The organism is Streptomyces rapamycinicus NRRL 5491 (assembly GCF_024298965.1).
Classification (GTDB): domain Bacteria; phylum Actinomycetota; class Actinomycetes; order Streptomycetales; family Streptomycetaceae; genus Streptomyces; species Streptomyces rapamycinicus.
In genome coordinates, this window is sequence record NZ_CP085193.1 from 11,975,806 (window position 1) to 11,995,659 (window position 19,854).

Genomic DNA, 19,854 nt, shown 5'->3' on the forward strand with positions numbered 1-19,854 from the left:
TACGCCACTGGCGTCAGGGCTGACCGGTGAGGATCGGGGTCTGCCAGTTCCGCCATTCGGCCAGGTTGCCCGCCTTCTTGCCCGAGACCCTGAACACGCCGGGGTCGTTCCCCGTCCTCAGCAGGAACTTCCGGATGTTCTGCTGCAGGGGAGCCTTCCACTCGGACCGGACGGCGCAGTGGTTGCCGTCCTGGATGTCCGACCAGTAACTGATGTTGCTCTCCGCGCCGAGCGCCTTGTAGACCTCCGCCCCGCCCAGGGCTGCCACGCTTCCGGACCTGGCTCCCAGCCAGTCGATGTGCGGGTTCTCCATGATGAACAGCCCCCGCGGCGCGACCATGGCCACGATCTCGTGGGTGTCCACCGGCAGCGTGGCCGGGTCGCCCGTGAAGGAGCCGAACGCGTCGCCCAGCCACGGCTGTTCGGAGTAGGCTCTGCTCAGCGGCTGTGCGCCGCCCTCTCCCGGAACCCCGCGGTAGACGGGGAGACCGGCGGTGCCCGACTCGATCGGCATGGTCAGGGCGATGCGCTGGTCGAACGCGCCGACCGCGAAGGCGCCCTTCCCGTACCGCGAGCATCCCGTGACGCCGATCGCGTCCGCCTTCTAGAAGCGGGCCGAGGGGCCGACAACGCCCGGAACGCGGGACCGTGAAGTTGGCCGTTTTCCTTCTGCCGCGGTCGCTCGCCGGTCACGCGGATACGAGGTGGTTGTAGCGGCTTCGGAAGAACAGCAGGGGTGCGGCCGTGCTGTCGGCGTCGAGGTCGTTGACCCGCCCGATGACGATGTAGTGGTCACCGGCGTCGTGCACGGCTTCGATCCCGCAGTCGATCCAGGCGACCACGCCGTCGATGACCGGGTCTCCGTGCGGCCCCGGCTGCCAGGCCACCTCGGCGAACTTGTCGCCGCCCGACACCGACAGGGCGCGGCAGATCCCCTCCTGGCCGGTGGCGAGGACGTTGACGCAGAAGGTGCCGCGTTCGGCGATGACCGGGAAGGTCGACGACGTCTTGCCGGGCAGGAACGCCACGAGTGGAGGCGTGAGTGAGACGGAGGTGAACGACGCGACGGTCATGCCCACCGGCCCGCCTTGTGCGTCACGCGAAGTGATGGCGGTGATGCCGCTGGGGAAGTGGCCGAGGACGGCCCGGAAACGTGCGGTGTCGGGGCCCGGCTGCTGGGAGCTCGTAGATGTAAGCATGCTTATAAAATAGAAGCATGCTTAGCATCAATGCAAGCATGCTGATGTTTCGGTCCCGCGGGCCGTATGCTGTACGGGTGTCCAGCGCTCTCCCCTACATCAACCCGTTCGACGACGGTCGCTCGCCGAACGGGGCTGCCGCAGACATGGACGAAGCGTCCTCGATGATCGATGCGGTCTTCCGGTTCGAGCGGGCGGTCACCAGGATCGGGAACACCCGACTGCGTCCGTGGAAGATGACGCTGTCCAGCTACACCGCCCTGCGCATCCTGGCCAATCAGCCCCATCTCAGCCTCGCTCAGCTGTCCCGCCGTTGCTATGCGCGGCCGCAGACCATGACGCGGATGGTCACGCAGCTGGAGAACCGCGGTTTCGTGGCCCGCGCCGCGCATCCGGAGAGCGAACGGGCGCTCTCGCTCCAGGTCACCGAGGCAGGCCTGGCCGCCTTGGAGGAGATGAGCAACGAGGTTCTCAAGATCAGCGACACATTGAACGCCACACTGGGGCGGGACGACATCGTCGCCACCGACGGGCGTCTGCGGCAGGCCGCGCTCATGGTGGAGAACGAACTCCGGGACATGGGCCGCCCGGAGGAGTAGACGCGCGGACGACCGCCCGCGGGGGAGTCCCCGCGGGACGGGTCCCCGGCCCGCGCGGTGGTCGTCGGGCCGGGTGAGTCGTCGTCAGGCCGGGTGCGGCGCCGGCGCGGCTTCGGTCGCGGCGGTGCGTCCGGCCGCGCGGCCGAACACCGCGGCGCGCATAAGGGCGGCGCCACCGGGATAGTCGCCGTAGAACAGACCGCCGATGGCCTCGCCCGCCGCGTACAGGCCGGGCACCGGCGCCCCGTTGGCCCCGAGCGCCCGTCCGTCCGGGTCGATCCGGATGCCGCCGAAGGTGAAGGTGAGCCCTGCGACCGCGGGGTAGGCGACGTACGGTGGCCGGTCGAGGGGCGCCGCCCAGTGGGACTTGGCCGGGGTGATGCCGGACGTGCCGCGGTCCTCGCTGACGGTGTCGCCGGGCGCGCAGGCGTTGTTGAACGCCTCGAGCGTGTGCGTCAGCCGGTCCGCGGGCACCCCGATCCGCTCCGCGAGCTCGACGACCGTATGCGCGACGATGGGCACCGCCGCGCCGGCGAACTCATCGGCCACCCGGGCCGCGGTGCGCTGGTCGAAGATCTCGAATGCCTCGCACCCGGGCTGACTCATGATCGCCCTGCCCATCTTCGAGTAGTTCCTGACCCACGGGCCGGGGCTCTCGTCGACGAACCGCTCACCATCGCGGTTGACGAGCACGCCGAGCCAGAAGCCGTGCAGCGGGAACGGCGGCGAGTCCGCACTGCGCCCCGGTGACGGCACGCTCGGGTCGACCGCGGCCGAATGGCAGCTCGACCACGTCCCGGCCTTCTCCGCCCCGGCACGCAGCGCGGCGTGGATCCCGTCGCCCGTTGCCAGGCGGGTGCCGCGCAGGCGCACCGTCTCCCACTCCGCCCCCAGATGCCCGCGGCGCAGTTCACGGCTGGCCTGGAAGCCGCCGGTGGCGACCACCACGGCGTCGGCGGGCACGGTCCGGCTGCCGTCGCCGACCACGGCGCCCGTGACCCGGCCATCGCCGCGCCGCACCTCCACCAGCGGTGTGGACCAGTGGATTTCCACGCCGATCCGCTCGGCGTGCGCGAGCAGCGGCCGGATCCCCTCGAACCCGCGTGACATTCCCTCGCCGACGCAGGTCAGTATCTGGCCGGGCGGGATGTGCAGGACACTGTCGCGGACCTCGGCCCCCAGAGTGCGGTTGAACGTGAAGCGGACGCCCTTCGCGGCCAGCCAGCGCACCGTGTCCAACGACCGTTCGGCGAGCGCCCCGACCAGCCGCGGCTCGGCCCGGCCGCCGCTCATCGCCGACAGCTCGGCCGCGTAGGCATCGCGGGTGTAGGGAGGTGCCTCGATCCGGTCGGCCCTCATGCCCGGCTCGAAGTCCTCCGTGATCGAGGTCAGATCGTCCGGCCCGTCGTAGCAGAACAGGAACAGACCGCCGGAGAAGGCCGCGTTCCCGCCGACGTCCTCGCGGCTGCCCTTCTCCAGCAGCACCACGCGGGCGCCGGCCTCGCGGGCGGAGATCGCCGCCGAGAGGCCGGTCAGCCCGGCGCCGGCGACGACGATCGTGGGCGTACGGGTATGCGTCACTGGTCCTCCTGGATTCGTGCTGCTGAACCGATGTGCGTGGGTCGGCGTGGCGGTGGCGCCTCGGGCGCGAGCTCTGGCCCGGTGTCACCAGGTGAAGGCGAGCGGATCGCCGGGGCGGGCCGTGCTCGGCACGCGGCCGGTGTGCCGGACGAACCCCTTACCGGGCACGCCGACCTCGCCGGTGAGCCAGTTCGCCGTCTCGATGAGGCGGGGCAGATCGATACCGGTGTTCACACCGCACAGTTCGAGCATCTGTACGGCGTCCTCGGTGCACAGCCCCCCGCCCTGGGCGCCGGGCATCGCCGGGTGGCCGCCGCTGCCGGCGAGGGAGGTGTCGATGGCGCGGACGCCGAGTTCGAGGAGCGGGAGCAGGGCGGCGAGGCCCATGCCGCGGCCGTCGTGGATCTGTACGGTCAGGTTCCCGGGCGGTATGTGCGTGAGCGCGCTGGCGACGAGTTCACGGATCTGGGACGGTGCCGCGTAGCCGGAGGAATCCGCGAGGATCCAGTGCTCCACCCCGATGTCGAGGAGCCGCCGGGCCAGCGGCTGGAGATCCTCGCCGGTGCGTGCGGGGCCGGTCGGCCCACCCCAGGCGAAGATGACGTAGGTGCCGAGCAGGATGTCCTTGTCCGCGGCGTACGCGGCCATGCGCTCCAGCTCGCGCAACGAGTCCGCCGTGGACCGTCCGATGTTGGCGCGGGCGAACTCCTCGTCGGCGGAGAGCAGGAAATGCGCCGTGTCGGCCCCCGCGTCGACCGCGCGGGCGAGCCCGCGCGCATTGCCGACACAGCAGCCGAGGCTGAGCCCGGGCACCCGCGGCACCCGGGCGAACACCTCCGCGGCGTCGGCGAGCCCAGGTACGAGATCGGGCCGGACGAAGGAGGACAGCTCGAACCCGCGGACGCCTGCATCGACCAGGCGCCGCATGAGTTCGATCTTGACGTCGGTCGGGACCGTATGGTCCTGGAAGGTCAACCGGGGCGCGATCTCGCGGATGCGCACTCCGTCGGGCAGGGGCATGGTGGTTCCTCAGGAGTGGCGGGTGGGTGCGAGCCCGGCGGCCAGTGCGTCCCAGGCCCCGACGCGGCCCTGGTCACGCAGCCGGTGCTTGCGCACCTTGCCGTTCGGGGTGATGGGAAGCCGGTCCACGACGCGGTAGTAGCGGGGGACCATGAAGTGCGGCATCGAGTGGTCGCAGTGGGCGAACAGCGTGGGGAAGTCCAGCTCATGGCCGGGTTCGGGCTGTACGACGACGAGGACCTCGTCCTCGCCCAGCTCCGACGGGGTGCCGATGGCGGCGGCGGCCATGACGCCGGGGCAGGCGAGCAGAACCGATTCGATCTCGTGGGAGGAGATGTTCTCACCGCGGCGGCGCAGCGCGTCCTTCTTGCGGTCGATGAAGTAGAAGTAGCCGTCCTGGTCCGTGTAGCCCAGGTCGCCGGTGTGCCACCAGAGATCCTTCATGGTCGCGAGTGTCGCTTCGGGATCGCGGTGGTAGCCGGAGAACATGATGTCCGGCAGGCGGGGCCGGTACACGATCTCCCCGGCCCGGCCGGGCGCGGCACGCTGCCCCGATTCGTCGTGGATCTCCAGAACGGACGATTCGGTGGGCAGTCCCAGCGACCCGGCCTTCCGGGCGTCAAGAGGGTTGTAGAGAACGTTCTTGATCTCGGTGAGCCCGTAGCCCTCGACGACATGGACGCCGAAGCGCTCCTCGAACGGATGCAGTACCTGCGGCGGGGCGGGCGCGGCGAACACCTTCGTCGCCCGGTGGTCGCGATCGCGGTCGGACGGGGGCTGCGCCAGGAGCATCGGCAGGACCGAGCCGAGCGCGTTGAACTGGGTGACCCGGTGGGTGCGCAGCTCGTCCCAGAACCTGCTGGCGCTGAACCGGCGCCCGAGGACCACGGTCGCCCCCGCGTAGAAGGCGTGCAGGGATATGTTGATCTGCGCGGCGCCGTGGAAGAGCGGCAGACAGGTGTAGAGCCGCTCATCGGCGGTCGTGGCCAGCTGCGCCGCGCATTCGCGCGCGGCGACCAGGGGCATCAGATGCGGGTGCACAACTCCCTTGCTGCGCCCGGTCGTTCCGGACGTGAGCATGATCGCGACCGGGTCCCGCGGCGCGACGCGGGGGAGCTCCGCCGCCGGGTCACCGGCCGCGAGCAGCTCGTTCCAGGTCCGTACCGTCACCCCGGGCGGGGTGCGGCGCCGGCGGTCGCCGTCGAGCAGGACGACGGTCTCGAGGGTGTGCGGTACGTCCGGCAGGTCGGCGACGAGTTCCAGCAGGGCCGCGTCGGTGACCAGCACCCGCACGCCGGTGCTGCGGAGCGCGTGGTCGAGGAAGGAGCCCTTGTAGGCGATGTTGATCGGGACCTCGACGGCCCCCGCGCGGGCCGCTCCCAGCCAGGCGAGCACGTATTCGGGCCGGTTGGGCAGGAAGATCCCGACCGAGCCGCCGGGGGCGGCGCCCGCCGATACCAGACCGCGAGCCACGTCGGTGACGGCGGCGTCGAGCGCGCCGTAGGTCAGCTCGCTGTCTTCGAAGACGAGCGCGGGCTTGTCGGGGTGCAGCGCGGCGCGGGCGGCGAGGAGCCCGCCGACCGTGCCGTCGGCGAGATCGGAGAATCCCTCCAGGCCCGTGGCACCATTGCCCCGGGCGGTGGATACCGTCATGCCAGCTCCTTCTTCGCCCGGGCCAGGAAGCCCTCCAACGACGGGTCCCAGGCCGCTTCGGCGCCGGTCGTCACCAGAAACGTGTCGACCCCGAGCTCCCGGTACCTGCCGAGGGTGTCCAGGACGCGCTCCTCGGTGCCGACGAGCGCCTGGGAGTTGGCGAAGCCGCCCAGGAGCTTGGTCAGGCCGGTCCAGAAGCAGTCGTCGTGCAGTTCGTGGTCGGTGAGCGCGAGAGCCCGTTGCCGCCCGACGGAGGTGTCGGTCGACGACGAGCGCAGGAAGGCCGGGGTTCCGGCGGCCTCGGCGATCTGCCGCTCCACGGCCCGGGCCCGGGCCCAGGCCTCGTCGTCGGTGTCACCGATGAACAGGCGCAGGCTCAGCGAGAACCGCATGGCACGGCCGTGGCCTTCGGCCGCCGCGGTGACCCGGTCGATGCGTTCCCTGGTGCCGGCGAGCGGCTCCCCCCACAGCATGTACAGGTCGGCGTGGCGGGCGCCGAAGTCCACGGCGTCGGCGCTCTCGCCGCCCATGAAGATGGGCACCTGGCCCTGCACCGGCTTGGTCCCCAGCTTCACCGCCTCGGCCGTGTAGTACTCGCCGTGGTGGTCGAAGGGCTCGGTCTCGGTCCAGGCGCGGCGGATGATGTCGAGGTACTCGACCGCCCGCCGGTAGCGGTCGGCCTTGGGGAGGTCGTCCGACTCGCGGCGCAGATCCTTGTCGGAGCCGCCCACGACCACGTTGACGGCGAGCCTGCCCCGCGCGAGTACGTCGAGGGTGGCGAAGTAGCGCGCGGCGGCCACCGGCGCCATCACGCCCGGACGGTGCGCGACGATGGGCGAGAACCTCTCCGACGTCGCCAGCGCGAACGGCGCGGTGGCGTGGTTGTGCGGCCAGGTGGAGGAGTACCCGAGCAGGACCCGGTCGATGACCTGCGAGCGGTCCAGTTCCTGGATCCTGGAGATCATGAGGTCGGGGTCGGTTTCAGTGGTCTGAAGGGGCTGCAGCCCGGTGAGGAATTCGACCATGGCGTTCTCAGCTTTCTGCGTGGGGTCCGTTGGGTGATGGTGATCGGCGGGCGAGCCAGGCTTCGTGGCGGGCGAAGTGGTCGGGTCGGCGGGTCCGCAGCTCGGCCCGGGCGGTGGCCAGCGCCGTACCGGCGAGCGTCATCCCGGCGGACACCTCCCACCGTCTGCCGGTGTGCCGCTCGATCCGCGCCAGGACGTCCACGGGCCGCCCGACCGGGACCGGGCGGAGGTAGCGGACCGTCAGCGACTTGGTGACCAGCCGCGGTTCGATCCGCAGCGCGACGACGCTGAGCGCGTCGTCGAACACCGCGGCGGTCCAGCCGCCGTGCGCGACACCGGGCCCGCCGTGCCAGAACGGTGGGCAGACGACCTCGAACCGCACCGCGCCGTCGCGCACCTCGGCGATCTCGACGCCCAGGCGGCAGGCGTCGTGCGGAGCGCAGCCGCCGCACAGGAGCCGGCCCGACGGGGAGGGCTCGATCGTGAAGGCGTCGGGGTCGTCCGTGAGGGCGTCGGGACCCTCCGCGAAGGTGTCGGGGTCCTCAGCCACCCGCGGCCTCCTTGCGCAGGGCCGCCACCACCGCTTCGGGTACGTCGATGGCGCCGCGCCGGAGCGTCTCGTCCCGGCGGCTCGCCGAGCGGTCGAACGGCATCCGCACCGCGTGGCCGTCCTCGACGGGACGGGTGGCGCGGACCGATTCGGCGAAGGCCGCGACCCGCCGCCGGTAGTCGTCCGGGTCGGTGAGCACGCCCGGATCGACCAGTACGACGAAGAAGCCGCAGTCCGAAACGCCCGGCGGGTCGGCGGCCGCGCCGGTCATCATGCCGAGCAACTGGACGACCAGGGCGAGCCCGGAGCCCTTGTGCGCGCCCCATACGCCGAACGCGCCCCCGAGCGCGGCGGCCGGGTCGAGCGTCGGGGCCCCGGCCGCGTCGTAGGCCTGGCCGGGTGCCAGCTTCTCTCCGAGCCGCGCCTTCAGCCGCACCTCCCCGTACATCACGGCGGAGGTGCCGATGTCCCAGATGACCGGAGTCGGGGTGGCCGGGAACCCGAACGCGATCGGGTTGGTCCCGAACCGGGCTTCGGTGCCGCCGTGCGGGGCCACCACCGCCGGTCCGCTGCCCGCGATCATCCCGGCGAGCCCGGCGGCCGCGGCCTTCTCCAGGTAGTACGAGAACATCCCGGTGTACCAGGTGTTGTGCGCGCCGACGACCGCGATTCCCTGGGCGCGGGCCTTCGCCATGGCCAGCCGCAACGCGTGCGTACCGACGAGGTAGCCCACCTGGTCGCCGCCGTCCACGGTGGCGGACACCGGCGTCTCGGCGACGATCCGGATCGGCCGCGGCGGCGCCTCGGTGGTGCGAATGCGCTCCGCTATGGACAGCGCGCGGGCGAGCCCGCCGAAGGACAGCCCGCGCAGTTCGCAGTCGACCAGATGATCGGCGATGGTCTCGGCGGCCTCGGCGGAATGCCCGCAGGAGGTCATCGCCGCCGCGACGAGTGCGCGGGCGTCGGGGAGGGACAGAGCCGTCATGAGCCGACCTCCACGGTGTGGGAGCTGGGGATTCGCCCGTCCGTAAGCATGCTGAGACAATATAAGCATGCGTACTGGATAGCAAGCATGCTGATACCCGGGCGGGCTGTCGATGGGGGTGTGTACGCGCGCGGGGCGGCAGGGGGTGCGTCTCCGGGGATCGTCGGCCGATCCCCGGAGAGGGGGTCACATCACGGCGTCGGTCTGGAGCGGGCCCGCGGTGATGCGCAGTGTCCGGACGCGAACCGGCTCTTCCTGGTCGAGGTAGAAGATGTGCATGAACGGGGCGCGCACCACCTGGTCCGGCGCGCTCTTCCTGGCCATGGTCGCCTCGCCGCGCAGCAGGCGGACGCCGTCGCCCGCGGCCCAGAACTCCAGAACCTCGTGCGTGATGTTCAGCGGCTCGTCGATCTTGACGAAGAACGCCTTGATGGCCTCGGCGCCGTGGATGTGCGCGGTGCCGAAGTGCATCTCGGTGTCCTCGGTCAGCGGTGCGAAGCCCTCGTCGAACTCCAGGGTGTCGATGGCGTCCATGAACTTCAGGACCCAGCCGGGCACGGATGTCGCGTGTGCAGTGTCTGTCATGACTAGTAGCGTAACGCTACTAGTTTCAATTCGCTATTAGCCTGATCAGCGGGCGCCGTCTTCCTCGGCGGGCACCGGTCGCAGGGTCGACGCCTCGACCGGCTGGTGGCAGCTGCTGCACGCGAGGTACGGATTGGTCGGGTTGCCGCACACCGTGTGCATCAGTGGGTGCCGGCTGATGTCGCTGTCGGTCGCATGGCTCTCGGCCCAGCGCGTGATGGCCGCGATGGCCGGGACGACGAGTTCACGGGCGCTGTCGGTGAGCTCGTACTCGTACCACGGCTTGTCCGCGCGGTAGGCGCGCTTGGTGAGCAGACCCAGTTCGGTCAGGCTGTTCAGCCGCGCGGTGAGGATGTTCGCCGAAATGCCCAGCGCTCGCTTGAGCTCGCCGAACCGGCCGACACCGAAGAACACCTCCCGCAGGATCTGGTAGTTCCAGCGCTCGGAGATCGCGGCCAGGAACTCCTGGCCGTGCTGGAAGGTGATGCGGCTCCCGCGGTCGGGCACGGCTTCTCCTCTTGGGTGATCCCGGTAGTAGTCTTGAATCGAAAGTAGTCCTGTAATGCTACCGGTGGCCGTGCCGACGTGCCCAAGCCCCGCCGCTTGGGCGGAAGTTGTGCCCATCGAGATCAAATCACTGCTTTAATTAGGTAGCTGATCTTGAGTCCCGGCCCCTCGGAAAGGCAGCCTTGATGTCCCCGGTCCTCTACTCGTCCCGCTCCCGTTCCGAGGTTCCGTTCGAGGCTGCCGACGCCGGTGTTCTCCGCGTCATGTCCAACTCCCGAACCCCGGTGTTCTGCACCGTGCACGCGAGTGGACGACGCCGGTACGGCTACTGGCAGCCGTACGATTCCGTCACCAACAGGGGCGGCTGCTACGCCGCGCTGCCCACCCCCGTATGCGACAGGCTGTACTCCCAGGGGCGGATCACTCTCGGTGAGCCCCTGGTGGATCCGGCCAAGACCACATACCGCGTGTGGCCCGCTCATGGCCCGGTCGCGCCGGTACGCATCCCGGCGGCGCCCCTGTCCGCGATGGCGGTGGCACAGGTGCTCGCCGCCTGAGTCGAGGTTCCGGGAAGCCGGTCCGGCGGTGCGGTGGTCGGCGGCGTCGGCGGCCGGACTCGCCGGTCTTCTCCGTGGTGCGGCAGGTCAGACGTAGAAGCGGGACAGACTCTGCACCACGGCAGCGGGCTTCGTGCCGCCGTCCACCTCGATCGTGCCGTCGACGGTGATCTGGACGCCGCCGGGTACGTCCTCGACCGAGGTGAGCCGGGCCACCAGCCGTATGCGGGACCCGGCCTTCACCGGCGCCGGGAAGCGCACCTTGTTCAGGCCGTAGTTCACCTTGGTGGTCACGCCCCGTACGTCCAGGAGTTGGGTGAAGAGGGGGATGAACAGGGACAACGTGAGGTAGCCGTGCGCGATCGGCGCGCCGAAGGGGCCCTGGGCCGCTCGCTCCGGGTCGGTGTGGATCCACTGGTGATCGTCGGTGGCATCGGCGAAGGTGCCGATGCGGTCCTGGGTGACCTCGATCCACTCGCTGGTGCCGAGGTCCGCGTCGGCGAGCTTCTTCAGTTCGTCCAGACCGTTGACGGTGATGCTCATGAATCGGCTTCCTGTTCGGGGGCGGGCGTGCCGTAGCGGTCGCGCACCCGGGACTTGAGGAGCTTTCCGGAGGCGGTGCGCGGAAGTTCGTCCGCGACCACCACCGACTTGGGGATCTTGTACTTGGCGAGCCGCCCGGACAGTGATGCCAGCACCTGCTCCGGGTCGAGTCCGGTGCCCGCCGCCGGGACGACGACCGCCCGTGGCACCTCGCCCCATGTGTCGTCCGGGACACCGATCACCGCGCACTCGGCGATGTCCGGGTGGGCGAGGAGGAGATCTTCGATCTCGGCGGGGTAGACGTTCTCGCCGCCGGAGATGATCATGTCCTTGATCCGGTCGACGATGTACACATAACCGTCTTCGTCGACCCGGGCCGCGTCCCCGCTGCGGAACCAGCCGCCCTCGAACGCGGCCTCCGTCTCCTCGGGCAGCCCCCAGTAGCCGGCCATCACATGTGGTCCGCGCACCACCACTTCGCCGGTCTCGCCGGTGCCGACCGGGGTGAGGCCGGGCCGTACGACCCGTACGTCGCTGAAGAAGTGCGGTACGCCCGCGGAGCCCGCCTTGTCGGCGGCGTGCTCGGCGTCCAGGAAGAGTGTGCCGGGCGCGGCCTCGGTCATGCCGTAGCCCTGGAGGAAGGTGAGCCCGCGTTCCTGGTAGGTGGCGATGAGCGGGGTCGGTACCGGGGATCCGCCGCAGGTGAGGATGCGGAGCGAGGACAGATCGGCGTTCGCCCAGCGGGGATGCCGGGCCACCTGGCCGAACATCGCCGGCACCCCGAACATGAAGGTGATGCGATGCCGTTCGATCAGGTCCAGGGTCGTCCCCGGATCGAAGGCCTCCACCAGGACGCAGGTGCCGCCCTTGAGCAGTACCGGCAAGGTGATCATGTTCAGCCCGGCGGTGTGGAACAGCGGGGCGGACACCAGGGCGCGCTCGTCGGCGAACAGATCGTGGTCGACCAGTACATTGACGGCGTTCCAGATGATGTTGGAGTGGGTGAGCATCGCGCCCTTGGGGCGGCCGGTCGTCCCCGAGGTGTACATGATGAGGCAGGTGTCGTCGGGGGAGACCGGTTCATCGATCGGCTCGGCCGACGCGGCCGCCAGGGCCTGTTCGTATGTGTCGCCGATCTCGATACAGGTCCGTACATCGGTGTCGGCGGGCAGTCCGGCGACGAGCCCGGCTTGTGCGGCACCGTGGATGAGGGCTTTGGCGCCGGAGTCGGCGAGCTGGTACGCGATCTCGGGGCCGGTGAGCCGGGTGTTGAGGGGGACGAAGACGGCGCCGAGCAGGCCGGCGGCGAACAGGGTCTCCAGATAGGCGGGGTGGTTGGGGCCGAGGTGGGCGATGCGGTCGCCACGCCTGATGCCCCGGGCGCGCAGGGCATGGGCGAGGCGGTTGGTACGGGTGTGCAGGGTGCGGTAGTCGGTCGACCGCTCGCCGTGGATCAGGGCCGTGCGGTTCGGGGTCTTACGGGCCCGGCGTGCGGGCCATGACCCCAGTCCCTCGTTGCGCATCCGGCACCCCTTACGGTTGTGTCAGTCCGAGCAGCCGGGCCGCGTTCTCCTTGAGGATCTTCGGCTTGACCGCGTCCTTGATGGAGAGCTTGTCGAAGTCGGCCAGCCATCGGTCCGGGGTGAGCACCGGGAAGTCCGAACCGAACAGGACCTTGTCCTTCAGCAGTGTGTTGGCGTACTGCACAAGCTGCGGCGGGAAGTACTTCGGCGACCAGCCGGACAGGTCGATGTGCACGCCGGGCTTGTGGGTCGCCACCGCCAGCGCCTCGTCCTGCCAGGGGAACGAGGGGTGCGCCAGGATGATCTTCAGATGCGGGAAGTCGGCGGCCACGTCGTCCACATGGAGCGGGTTGGAGTACTTCAGCCGGATGCCGCCCCCGCCGGGCACGCCGGCGCCGATGCCGGTCTGGCCGGTGTGGAAGAGAGCGATGGTGCCGGTCTCCTCGATCACCTCGTACAGGCCGTACGCCACCGAGCGGTCGTCGGGGAAGAAACCCTGGACACTGGGGTGGAACTTGAAGCCCTTCACGCCGTACTCCTCGACCAGCCGCCGGGCCCGCCGTACCCCCGCCTTCCCCCGGAAGGGGTCGATGGAGGCGAAGGGGATGAGGACGTCCGCGTTGGCGGCGGCTGCCTCGGCGACCTCCTCGTTCGGGACGGGCTCGGTGCCGGTGGCGGACTCGGCGTCCACGGTGAAGATGACGGCGGCCATCCGCCGTTCGCGGTAGTAGGCGGCCGTTTCCTCGATGGTGGGCTTCCGTTTCCCCTCGACCTTGAAGTAGGCGGCGGAGGCGGCGTGCAGATCGTCGTCCAGGGAGGAGTGGCCCTTGGAGGACACCTCCGCGTGGGTGTGGACGTCGATGGCGACCAGGTTCCGGAGGTCCATCACGCCTCCGGGGTCTTCGGCGCGGGGATGCCCACCGACTGCGGCTCGGCGCCGATCGATGTGGGCCAGGCGTCGGCGAGGGCCTCGGAGGTCCACCCGCCGTCCGCGTAGGCGGTCCGGATCTCCTGCGGATGTGACCAGAGCGCCACCTTGTCGCCGCCGATGCCGACGCACTGGCCGGTGATGCCGCGGGCGGCGTCGGAGGCCAGGAAGGGGACGAGGGCGGCGCAGTCCTCCGGGGTGCCGAATCCCTCGCCCTTGCGCAGGAAGTCCGGCAGCGGTTCGCCGTTCCTCAGGGCCTCCACATACGGGGCGAAGGCGGGAATGGTCTCGGTCATCGCGGTGGCGGCGACCGGCACGATCGCGTTGACGGTGATGTCCGCGCGGGACAGTTCCATGGACCAGGTGCGGGCCATGGCGGCGATTCCGGCCTTGGCGGCGGCGTAGTTGGTCTGGCCGAAGTTGCCGCGCTGCCCGGCCGGGGAGCCGACGAGGACGAGCGTGCCGCCCTCGCCCTGTTCGCGCATGCGCAACGAGGCGGCGCGGGCGCAGGTGAAGGTGGCTCGCAGATGGGTGGTGACGACCGCGTCGAAGTCCTCGTCGGTCATCTTCCAGAGCACCTTGTCGCGCAGGATGCCCGCGTTGGTGACCAGGATGTCGAGCCGGCCGAACTCCGCTACGGCACGGTTCACCAGCCGGTCGGCGGCCTCCGCGGAGCCGACCGGGACCACCTCGGCCACGGCGGTGCCACCCGCCTCGGTGATGGATTTGACGGCCTGTTCGGCCACGGCTTCGTCGACATCGTTGACGACCACGGACGCGCCGTGGGCGGCGAGGGCGTGTGCGTAGGCGAGGCCGAGGCCCCGGCCGCTGCCGGTGACGACGGCGGCCTTGCCGGTCAGATCGATGGTGGGCACGAGCGGATCCCTTCGCATGGGTGCGCCTGTCCGGCGCGGAGTGCGGCGGCGAGATCGAAGCTAAGCGCAATAATTGGTGTCGTCAACAGTTGTTGTTCGCCTCGGGTGCGCCATGCTGGACTCTGCACACGAGACCCACCCTCCGGGGGAGAGCCGAGACCGGCGCCCCGGGGCCGAGACCAGGGAGCCCACCATCGCCCGCCGGCACACCGACACCCCGCCCCCCATCGACGCGGACGAACCGTGGATGCGGGCGCTGCACGCGGACACGGGCTATCTGCTGTACCGCCTCGGTCTGCGCTCCGGTCAGCTGTTCAACACCTTCCTCCAGGAGTCGGGGCTGCGGCTGCGGCACTACGCCGTGCTGCGCTACCTCGCCACCTGTGAGGGCGCGTTGCAGCGAGAGCTCAGCGCCCGGCTCGGTTATGACCCGAGCGCGATCGTCGGCCTGGTGGACGACCTGGAGAAGCTGGGCTTCGCCGAGCGCCGCCCCGCCCCCGACGACCGCCGCAGCCGCATCGTCGTCCTCACCGAGGACGGCCGCGCGTTCCTCCGCGGCACGCACCAGGCGGGCAGGCGGGTGACCGACGAACTGCTCACCCCGCTCGCCCCCGCCGAACGGGAGACGCTGCACACGCTCCTGGTGCGCGTCGCCGGGAACGGGCTCGCCTGACCCGCCGGACGGCCGGCGACAACCGCCGCCGGGTGCCGGCTGCCGCGTGTGCGGGGGCCTCGTAATGTATGCGTGTGACCGGTCCAGCCCTCCGCCCCCAGTCCCTCCTGCTCAGCTTCCTCGGTGACGAAGTGCTGGGCCGCGGGGTGTGCGTGTACACGGGGAGCGTCATCGAGGTGTTCCGGCGCGCCGGAGTCGGAGAGCAGGCCACCCGGTCCACCCTCACCCGCATGGTCGGCCGTGGCCTGCTGAGTCGCCGGCGTGAGGGCCGGCGGACCTACATCGGCCTCACCGGCCGCTCGGAGGCGATCCTCCGTGACGGTGAGCGGCGCATCTGGAAGACGGGCGCGGTCAACCGCGAATGGGACGGCACCTGGACCCTGCTCGGCTTCTCACTCCCGGAGTCCTGGCAGCGCCAGCGGCACGATCTGCGCTCCCAGCTGACCTGGGCGGGCTTCGGCGCGCTGTTCAGCGGACTGTGGATCGCGCCGGGCGAGGTCGACGTCTCCGAGATCGTCGCCGAGCTGGGCCTGGCCGCGCATGTGAAGGTCTTCCGCGCCCACGCGGACGCCGGCATGGACATCGCCGAGATGGTCGACGACACCTGGGACCTGCGCGCACTGGGCGCCGGTTACCGGGACTTCGACGCGTCCTGGCGGCCGTACGCCTCGGGTGGGGTGGACCCGGCCGGAGAGGACGCCCTCGCGCTGCGTCTCCGATTGACCGCCGAGTGGCTCCAGGTCATCCGCAGCGATCCCCGGTTGCCCGTACGGCATCTGCCGGAGGACTGGCCTGCGGCCGGGGCGGAGGAGACGTTCCGCGCGGTCCACGGCCTGTTGGAGGCGCCCGCCCGGGACGCGGCGCGCCGGTCGATCGAAACCGTTCCGGCGTAGCCGTCCGCACACGCGCCACGCCAGGGCACGCTCTCAGGCGAAATTGTGCATTGCGTTGACGGCTGCAAGAAATCAGCCCTACATTCCTCCACACCTTCATTCAGCGCGCTGAGCACGCGCCCCGGGTTCCCCGCTCCGCAGCCGCCCACAAGGAGCCACTTCCATGTCCGCTCGCACCCGTCCGCGCATCGCCCTGGCCGCCCTGGCGTCCGTCGTCCTCGCAGCCCTTCCCTGGTCAGCCGCCCGGGCGGACCCGACGGCCACCGCCCACCTCACCGGCACCCTCGCCGACGGCGCCACCTGGATCGCGGACGTCCCCGACCGCTGGAACGGCACTCTGCTGCTGTTCAGCCACGGCTTCGGCCCCACCGTCGCCCAGGACGCCCCCTCCGACGCGGTACGCACCGAGTTGCTCTCCGAGGGCTATGCGATGGCCGGTTCGTCGTACGACCCCCATGGCTCGATGTGGGCCCTGAACAGCGCGGAAGCCGATCAGTTCGCCACGCTCGACGCCGTCGCCGCGAAGATCGGCACCCCGCGGCGCACCCTGGCCGTCGGCCAGTCCATGGGCGGACTCGTCAACGCGCAGATCGCCCGCGACGGCGCCGGCCGTGTCGACGGCGCGCTCGGCCTGTGCGGCCTGGTCGCGGGCGGCACCGACCTGGACAACTACCAACTCGACGCCGAGTACACCATCTCCCGGCTGCTCCTGCCGGGGCAGGACGTCGGTCTGGTGCGCTTCGGCTCCGCCGAGGACGCGGCCGCCACCGCCGGGAAGCTCACCGACGCCGTCACCGCCGCGCAGGCCACTCCGCGGGGCCGGGCCCGGATCGCGCTGGCCGCGGCCTTCCTCAACCTGCCCGCCTGGGCGCCCGGAAGGGACCGGCCCGCCCCGGCCGACTGGGCGGGCCAGGAGGAGCAGCAGTACACATGGTTCGCGCAAGGCATCCTGTCGTTCGTCGAGGGCGGCCGGTTCGCCATGGAGCAGTCCGTCGGTGGCAACAACTCCTGGAACCGGGGCGTCGACTACGCCCGCCTGCTCGCCGGATCCGCTCACGCCCCGCAGGTCCGCGCGCTGTACCGGACGGCCGGACTCGACCTGCGGGCCGACCTGACGTCCCTGACCCGGGGTGCCTCGATCGCCGCCGACCCCGCCGCGGTCCGTACCGCGCGGCGCACCTCGTCCGCCGGTCAGGGCCTCGGCGTACCACTGCTGGACGTGCACACGATCGCCGACAACCTCGTACCCGCGGAGCAGGAACGGCGGTTCGGCGACCGGGTGCGCACGGCCGGGGGCGGCGCGCTGCTGCGGCAGGCCTACGTCACACGACAGGGCCACTGCGCGTTCACCACCGCCGAGACCGTGGCCGCCCTGCACGCACTCGAACACCGCGTCGTCACCGGCCGCTGGGACGACGCCGCGACCCCGGCCGCGCTGCAGCGGTCCGCCACCGCGCTCGGCCTGGACGGGGCGGCGTACGCCCCGTACCGCCCGGCACGTCTGACGGTCGGCCGCGATCGCCCGGCGCCTCCCGTCCGCCACTGACGTTGGGACCCTCGCATGTCCGACGCATCCGCCTCTTCTCCGTCCGCATCCCCTTCCGCATCCCCGGTCCCGCGTCTCCCGCTGGGTACGCTCGTCGCCGGCTGTCTCGCCGTCTGCCTCGCCCAGATCGGCCTCGCGATACCGGCCACCCTCAATGGCCTGTTCCAGGAACACCTCCACCCCGTCGGCGCCCAACTCACCTGGATCTCCGACGCGTTCCTGTTGCCCGTCACCGTCCTCGAACTCTCCTTCGGCGTGCTGGGCGACCTCTTCGGCCGCAAACGGCTGCTCGTCGGCGGGGCCGCGCTGGTGTGCGCGGGCGAGGTCGTCGCCGCGAGCGCGTCCGGCATCCATCAGCTGTGGGCGGGGCAGGCGCTGGCCGGTCTCGGCGCCGCCGCGCTCTTCCCCACCTCGCTCGCCATGATCGCGGCCGGTACGCACACCGGTGCCCAGCGGGCCCGCGTCATCGCCCTCTGGGCCTCCAGTCTGTCCGCGGGCGGCTTCCTCGCGCCGCTGCTCGGCGGCATCACCGGCACCTACGGCTCGTGGCGCTCGGCGTTCGTGGTGGTCGCCGTGCTGGCCGCGGTCAGCGCCCTGGTGAGCCTGTGGCTCGCCGCCAACTCCCGGGCCCCAGAGGGACGTTCACTCGACATCGGCGGCCAGGTCACCATCGGCGTCGGTCTGTTCGCCCTGCTGTACGCCGTCATCCAGGGGCCGGCCGACGGCTGGGGATCGACCCCCGTGGTCGTGGCGTTCGTGATCGCCGCGGTGTTCCTGGGCCTGTTCGTGGCCGCGGAGTGCCGGGCCCGCTCGCCCCTCCTGCGCCTGGATCTGTTCCGCAACCGTTCCTTCGCGATCGCGTCGGTCGTCGCGGTGGTGGGCATGTTCAGCTTCCTGGGCACGGCCTACGCGGCGAGCATCCGGCTCGGCCCCATCCAGCACCAGAGCCCGATGCGCACCGCCTTCGCGTTCCTGCTGCTCAACGGCATCACCCCGGTGCTCACCCCGCTGACCTCCCGGCTGCTGAACCGGCTGCCCGCACGGGCGCTGCTCACCTCCGGGCTGGCACTGATCGCCGTGGGCGACTTCCTGGCCGCCGGGCTCGACGTCGGCGACCGGAGCCTGGCCTCGCTGATCCTGCCGCTCGGCCTGGTCGGCATCGGCTTCGCCTTCACGGTGTCGTCCATCACCGCGACCGCGGTCAACACGGTGCCGCTGCCGCTCGCGGGCATGGCCAGCGCGGCCACCAACCTGCTGCGCGACTTCGGCTTCACCCTCGGCCCCGCGGTCATCGGCGCCGTCGCACTGAGCCAGGCGACGTCCCGGGTGACCTCGTCGCTGGCCACCTCGTCGTCCCTGACCGCGGAGTCGAAGGCGGCGGCGCACGACGTGCTGAGGGAGGGCGGCCCCCTCGCCCTGAACTCCGTCCCCGCCACCTCCCCGCCGGGCGCGGCCCGCGCACACGCCCTCGACGCCCTCGGCCACGGCTACGCGATCGGCTTCGTGGTGTGCGGCTCGGCCGCCGTGTTCTCGGCGCTGCTGGTGGTGACGGCCCTGCGGGGGCACACGGCGGAGAAGAGCGCGCCGCGAGCGGAGGACGGTGTGCGACCGTGGCCCGCCGGAGAGTCTCAGGCAGCCGGTTGAGTGAAGCGGATGCGGTTGCCGAACGGGTCACGCAGGCCGCAGTCGATCCCGTACGGGCGCTCAGTGGGTTCCTCGGTGAACTCCACGCCTTGCGCCAGCAGGGTCTCGTAGGTCTTGCGGCAGTCGGGGGTGGTCAAGATCAGCCAGCCGCCCATCACCCCCCTGGTCACCAGCTCACGGACCTGCTCCGCCGTCTCCTCCGACATCGCCGGGGCGCCCGGCTTCTCCAGCAGGATCTGCCGCTCGGGGTGACCGGGATCGCTGACGGCGAGCCAGCGCATGAAGCCCAGGCGTGGGGGAGATCGGCGAAGGAGCTCATGCACGGGCCTCCTGGTTCTGGTGTTCCTGGTGGGCGGACCGCCACGCCTCGTATGCCCGCAGCGTCTCGGCGCTGGGCGGGTAGGTGCCCCACAGCGGTTCCCCGTCCCGCACCCGCTGGTGCAGCCATGCCTCCAGCCGCTCCTGCTCGACGGAGGGCCGGGCTATCCCGGCGGCGAGGGACCGGGGCACGACGATGACCCCGTCGCGGTCGCCCACGAGGATGTCTCCGGGGTGGACCGCGACATTCGCGCAGGCGATGGGCGCGTTGAGGTCGGCCACGTGGAAGGCGGCCGGCCTGGTGGTGGCCGTGGTGGCACGGGCGTAGGCCGGAAAGCCGAGTGCGGCGATCGCGGCGCCGTCCCGGAACGCCCCGTCGGTGACGAAGTCGGCCGCGCCGCGCTTCATGGCCCGGGTCAGGAGCATGTCGCCGGCCGACGCCGCCGAGGTGTCGTTGCGGCTGTCGACGACGAGCACCTGGCGGGGTCCGACGCTCTCGACCGCCTCCCACTGAAGGACGTTTCCGGTCCGGTAGGGGTCGCCCACCGGGTCGATGTCCTCGCGGGAGGGGATGAAGCGCATGGTGAACGCCTCTCCCACGAACCCGCGGAAGCCGTCGCCGACGGGGGAGAGCCCCACCAGGCACGGCT

22 protein-coding genes are annotated in these 19,854 nt (G+C 71.1%); 6 read left to right on the forward strand and 16 right to left on the reverse strand.

All coding sequences use genetic code 11. The annotated features are described in order from the left end of the window. Positions 1-13: 13 nt before the first annotated feature. Together LIV37_RS49315 and LIV37_RS49320 are read right to left on the reverse strand one after the other, a co-directional pair. On the reverse strand, positions 14-592 hold the full coding sequence (locus LIV37_RS49315) for a glucuronyl esterase domain-containing protein (protein WP_373920798.1): 579 nt from the start codon (positions 590-592) through the stop codon (positions 14-16). A gap of 97 nt (positions 593-689) precedes the next feature. After that, positions 690-1,199 (reverse strand): flavin reductase family protein, encoded by a 510-nt coding sequence (locus tag LIV37_RS49320; protein ID WP_121826462.1) that lies wholly within the window; start codon positions 1,197-1,199, stop codon positions 690-692. Between the two features lie 77 nt (positions 1,200-1,276). Between LIV37_RS49320 and LIV37_RS49325 the strand changes: the two genes are divergently transcribed. Beyond that, positions 1,277-1,798, forward strand: a complete 522-nt coding sequence (locus LIV37_RS49325) for a MarR family winged helix-turn-helix transcriptional regulator (RefSeq protein ID WP_243146515.1) — start codon at positions 1,277-1,279, stop codon at positions 1,796-1,798. A gap of 84 nt (positions 1,799-1,882) precedes the next feature. Here the strand turns inward: LIV37_RS49325 and tcuA are convergent, their stop codons facing one another. From tcuA to LIV37_RS49365, 8 genes are all read right to left on the reverse strand, one after another. Then, complete coding sequence (gene tcuA / locus LIV37_RS49330; RefSeq protein ID WP_020874588.1) at positions 1,883-3,379, reverse strand: FAD-dependent tricarballylate dehydrogenase TcuA; 1,497 nt, start codon at positions 3,377-3,379, stop codon at positions 1,883-1,885. Positions 3,380-3,463: 84 nt separating this feature from the next. Next, positions 3,464-4,399 carry a beta/alpha barrel domain-containing protein gene (locus LIV37_RS49335; protein WP_020874589.1) on the reverse strand — a complete coding sequence of 312 codons (936 nt, stop codon included), beginning with the start codon at positions 4,397-4,399 and terminating at the stop codon, positions 3,464-3,466. A 9-nt stretch (positions 4,400-4,408) separates the two neighbouring features. Then, entirely contained in the window at positions 4,409-6,052 is a 1,644-nt protein-coding gene (locus tag LIV37_RS49340; protein WP_020874590.1) for an AMP-binding protein, read from the reverse strand. Continuing rightward, entirely contained in the window at positions 6,049-7,077 is a 1,029-nt protein-coding gene (locus LIV37_RS49345; RefSeq protein WP_020874591.1) for an LLM class flavin-dependent oxidoreductase, read from the reverse strand. Before LIV37_RS49345 ends, LIV37_RS49340 begins: the two co-directional genes overlap by 4 nt. A gap of 7 nt (positions 7,078-7,084) precedes the next feature. After that, positions 7,085-7,627 carry a PaaI family thioesterase gene (locus LIV37_RS49350; RefSeq protein ID WP_020874592.1) on the reverse strand — a complete coding sequence of 181 codons (543 nt, stop codon included), beginning with the start codon at positions 7,625-7,627 and terminating at the stop codon, positions 7,085-7,087. After that, on the reverse strand, positions 7,620-8,612 hold the full coding sequence (locus tag LIV37_RS49355) for an Ldh family oxidoreductase (protein WP_020874593.1): 993 nt from the start codon (positions 8,610-8,612) through the stop codon (positions 7,620-7,622). The genes LIV37_RS49350 and LIV37_RS49355 overlap by 8 nt, the downstream gene beginning before the upstream one ends. Before the next feature lie 186 nt (positions 8,613-8,798). Further along, complete coding sequence (locus LIV37_RS49360; protein ID WP_121826461.1) at positions 8,799-9,197, reverse strand: nuclear transport factor 2 family protein; 399 nt, start codon at positions 9,195-9,197, stop codon at positions 8,799-8,801. Positions 9,198-9,242: 45 nt separating this feature from the next. Beyond that, positions 9,243-9,704, reverse strand: a complete 462-nt coding sequence (locus tag LIV37_RS49365) for a winged helix-turn-helix transcriptional regulator (protein ID WP_020874595.1) — start codon at positions 9,702-9,704, stop codon at positions 9,243-9,245. A gap of 263 nt (positions 9,705-9,967) precedes the next feature. On the opposite strand from LIV37_RS49365, the gene LIV37_RS49370 reads away from it, so the two are divergent. Beyond that, positions 9,968-10,261 (forward strand): hypothetical protein, encoded by a 294-nt coding sequence (locus LIV37_RS49370; RefSeq protein ID WP_309471222.1) that lies wholly within the window; start codon positions 9,968-9,970, stop codon positions 10,259-10,261. Positions 10,262-10,348: 87 nt separating this feature from the next. Here the strand turns inward: LIV37_RS49370 and LIV37_RS49375 are convergent, their stop codons facing one another. Genes LIV37_RS49375 through LIV37_RS49390 form a run of 4 tightly spaced genes read right to left on the reverse strand, consistent with a single transcriptional unit; the run spans position 10,349 to position 14,130 of the window. Further along, complete coding sequence (locus tag LIV37_RS49375) at positions 10,349-10,804, reverse strand: MaoC family dehydratase (RefSeq protein ID WP_020874597.1); 456 nt, start codon at positions 10,802-10,804, stop codon at positions 10,349-10,351. Further along, entirely contained in the window at positions 10,801-12,327 is a 1,527-nt protein-coding gene (gene menE / locus LIV37_RS49380) for an o-succinylbenzoate--CoA ligase (protein WP_020874598.1), read from the reverse strand. The genes LIV37_RS49375 and menE overlap by 4 nt, the downstream gene beginning before the upstream one ends. A gap of 10 nt (positions 12,328-12,337) precedes the next feature. Then, positions 12,338-13,213, reverse strand: coding sequence for an amidohydrolase family protein (locus LIV37_RS49385; protein WP_020874599.1), 876 nt, complete (start codon positions 13,211-13,213; stop codon positions 12,338-12,340). Continuing rightward, a complete protein-coding gene (locus tag LIV37_RS49390) occupies positions 13,213-14,130 on the reverse strand; it encodes an SDR family NAD(P)-dependent oxidoreductase (protein WP_020874600.1) in 918 nt (305 codons plus the stop codon). The genes LIV37_RS49385 and LIV37_RS49390 overlap by 1 nt, the downstream gene beginning before the upstream one ends. 247 nt (positions 14,131-14,377) lie before the next feature. On the opposite strand from LIV37_RS49390, the gene LIV37_RS49395 reads away from it, so the two are divergent. The 4 genes from LIV37_RS49395 (at position 14,378) to LIV37_RS49410 (ending at position 18,886) form a co-directional block, all read left to right on the forward strand. Continuing rightward, complete coding sequence (locus LIV37_RS49395; RefSeq protein WP_121826683.1) at positions 14,378-14,803, forward strand: MarR family winged helix-turn-helix transcriptional regulator; 426 nt, start codon at positions 14,378-14,380, stop codon at positions 14,801-14,803. A 68-nt stretch (positions 14,804-14,871) separates the two neighbouring features. Beyond that, positions 14,872-15,696 carry a PaaX family transcriptional regulator gene (locus LIV37_RS49400; RefSeq protein WP_121826460.1) on the forward strand — a complete coding sequence of 275 codons (825 nt, stop codon included), beginning with the start codon at positions 14,872-14,874 and terminating at the stop codon, positions 15,694-15,696. A 163-nt stretch (positions 15,697-15,859) separates the two neighbouring features. Beyond that, complete coding sequence (locus tag LIV37_RS49405) at positions 15,860-17,242, forward strand: hypothetical protein (RefSeq protein WP_020874603.1); 1,383 nt, start codon at positions 15,860-15,862, stop codon at positions 17,240-17,242. Positions 17,243-17,257: 15 nt separating this feature from the next. Continuing rightward, positions 17,258-18,886, forward strand: coding sequence for an MFS transporter (locus LIV37_RS49410; RefSeq protein ID WP_020874604.1), 1,629 nt, complete (start codon positions 17,258-17,260; stop codon positions 18,884-18,886). Here LIV37_RS49410 and LIV37_RS49415 read toward each other — a convergent pair. Together LIV37_RS49415 and LIV37_RS49420 are read right to left on the reverse strand one after the other, a co-directional pair. After that, entirely contained in the window at positions 18,871-19,167 is a 297-nt protein-coding gene (locus tag LIV37_RS49415) for a VOC family protein (protein ID WP_020874605.1), read from the reverse strand. The genes LIV37_RS49410 and LIV37_RS49415 overlap by 16 nt on opposite strands. Positions 19,168-19,201: 34 nt before the next feature. Then, positions 19,202-19,843 carry an RraA family protein gene (locus LIV37_RS49420; protein ID WP_020874606.1) on the reverse strand — a complete coding sequence of 214 codons (642 nt, stop codon included), beginning with the start codon at positions 19,841-19,843 and terminating at the stop codon, positions 19,202-19,204. Positions 19,844-19,854 lie beyond the last annotated feature (11 nt).

Excerpts from the sequence above, each read along its gene's own strand:
- LIV37_RS49405 (WP_020874603.1), top strand. The coding sequence starts at position 15,860 with ATGTCCGCTCGCACCCGTCCGCGCATCGCCCTGGCCGCCCTGGCGTCC.
- LIV37_RS49400 (WP_121826460.1), top strand. The coding sequence starts at position 14,872 with ATGCGTGTGACCGGTCCAGCCCTCCGCCCCCAGTCCCTCCTGCTCAGC.
- LIV37_RS49370 (WP_309471222.1), top strand. The coding sequence starts at position 9,968 with ATGTCCAACTCCCGAACCCCGGTGTTCTGCACCGTGCACGCGAGTGGA.
- LIV37_RS49345 (WP_020874591.1), bottom strand. The coding sequence starts at position 7,077 with ATGGTCGAATTCCTCACCGGGCTGCAGCCCCTTCAGACCACTGAAACC.
- LIV37_RS49355 (WP_020874593.1), bottom strand. The coding sequence starts at position 8,612 with ATGACGGCTCTGTCCCTCCCCGACGCCCGCGCACTCGTCGCGGCGGCG.
- LIV37_RS49340 (WP_020874590.1), bottom strand. The coding sequence starts at position 6,052 with ATGACGGTATCCACCGCCCGGGGCAATGGTGCCACGGGCCTGGAGGGA.
- menE (WP_020874598.1), bottom strand. The coding sequence starts at position 12,327 with ATGCGCAACGAGGGACTGGGGTCATGGCCCGCACGCCGGGCCCGTAAG.
- LIV37_RS49360 (WP_121826461.1), bottom strand. The coding sequence starts at position 9,197 with ATGACAGACACTGCACACGCGACATCCGTGCCCGGCTGGGTCCTGAAG.
- LIV37_RS49335 (WP_020874589.1), bottom strand. The coding sequence starts at position 4,399 with ATGCCCCTGCCCGACGGAGTGCGCATCCGCGAGATCGCGCCCCGGTTG.
- LIV37_RS49410 (WP_020874604.1), top strand. The coding sequence starts at position 17,258 with ATGTCCGACGCATCCGCCTCTTCTCCGTCCGCATCCCCTTCCGCATCC.
- LIV37_RS49385 (WP_020874599.1), bottom strand. The coding sequence starts at position 13,213 with ATGGACCTCCGGAACCTGGTCGCCATCGACGTCCACACCCACGCGGAG.
- LIV37_RS49395 (WP_121826683.1), top strand. The coding sequence starts at position 14,378 with ATGCGGGCGCTGCACGCGGACACGGGCTATCTGCTGTACCGCCTCGGT.
- LIV37_RS49415 (WP_020874605.1), bottom strand. The coding sequence starts at position 19,167 with ATGCGCTGGCTCGCCGTCAGCGATCCCGGTCACCCCGAGCGGCAGATC.
- LIV37_RS49375 (WP_020874597.1), bottom strand. The coding sequence starts at position 10,804 with ATGAGCATCACCGTCAACGGTCTGGACGAACTGAAGAAGCTCGCCGAC.
- LIV37_RS49320 (WP_121826462.1), bottom strand. The coding sequence starts at position 1,199 with ATGCTTACATCTACGAGCTCCCAGCAGCCGGGCCCCGACACCGCACGT.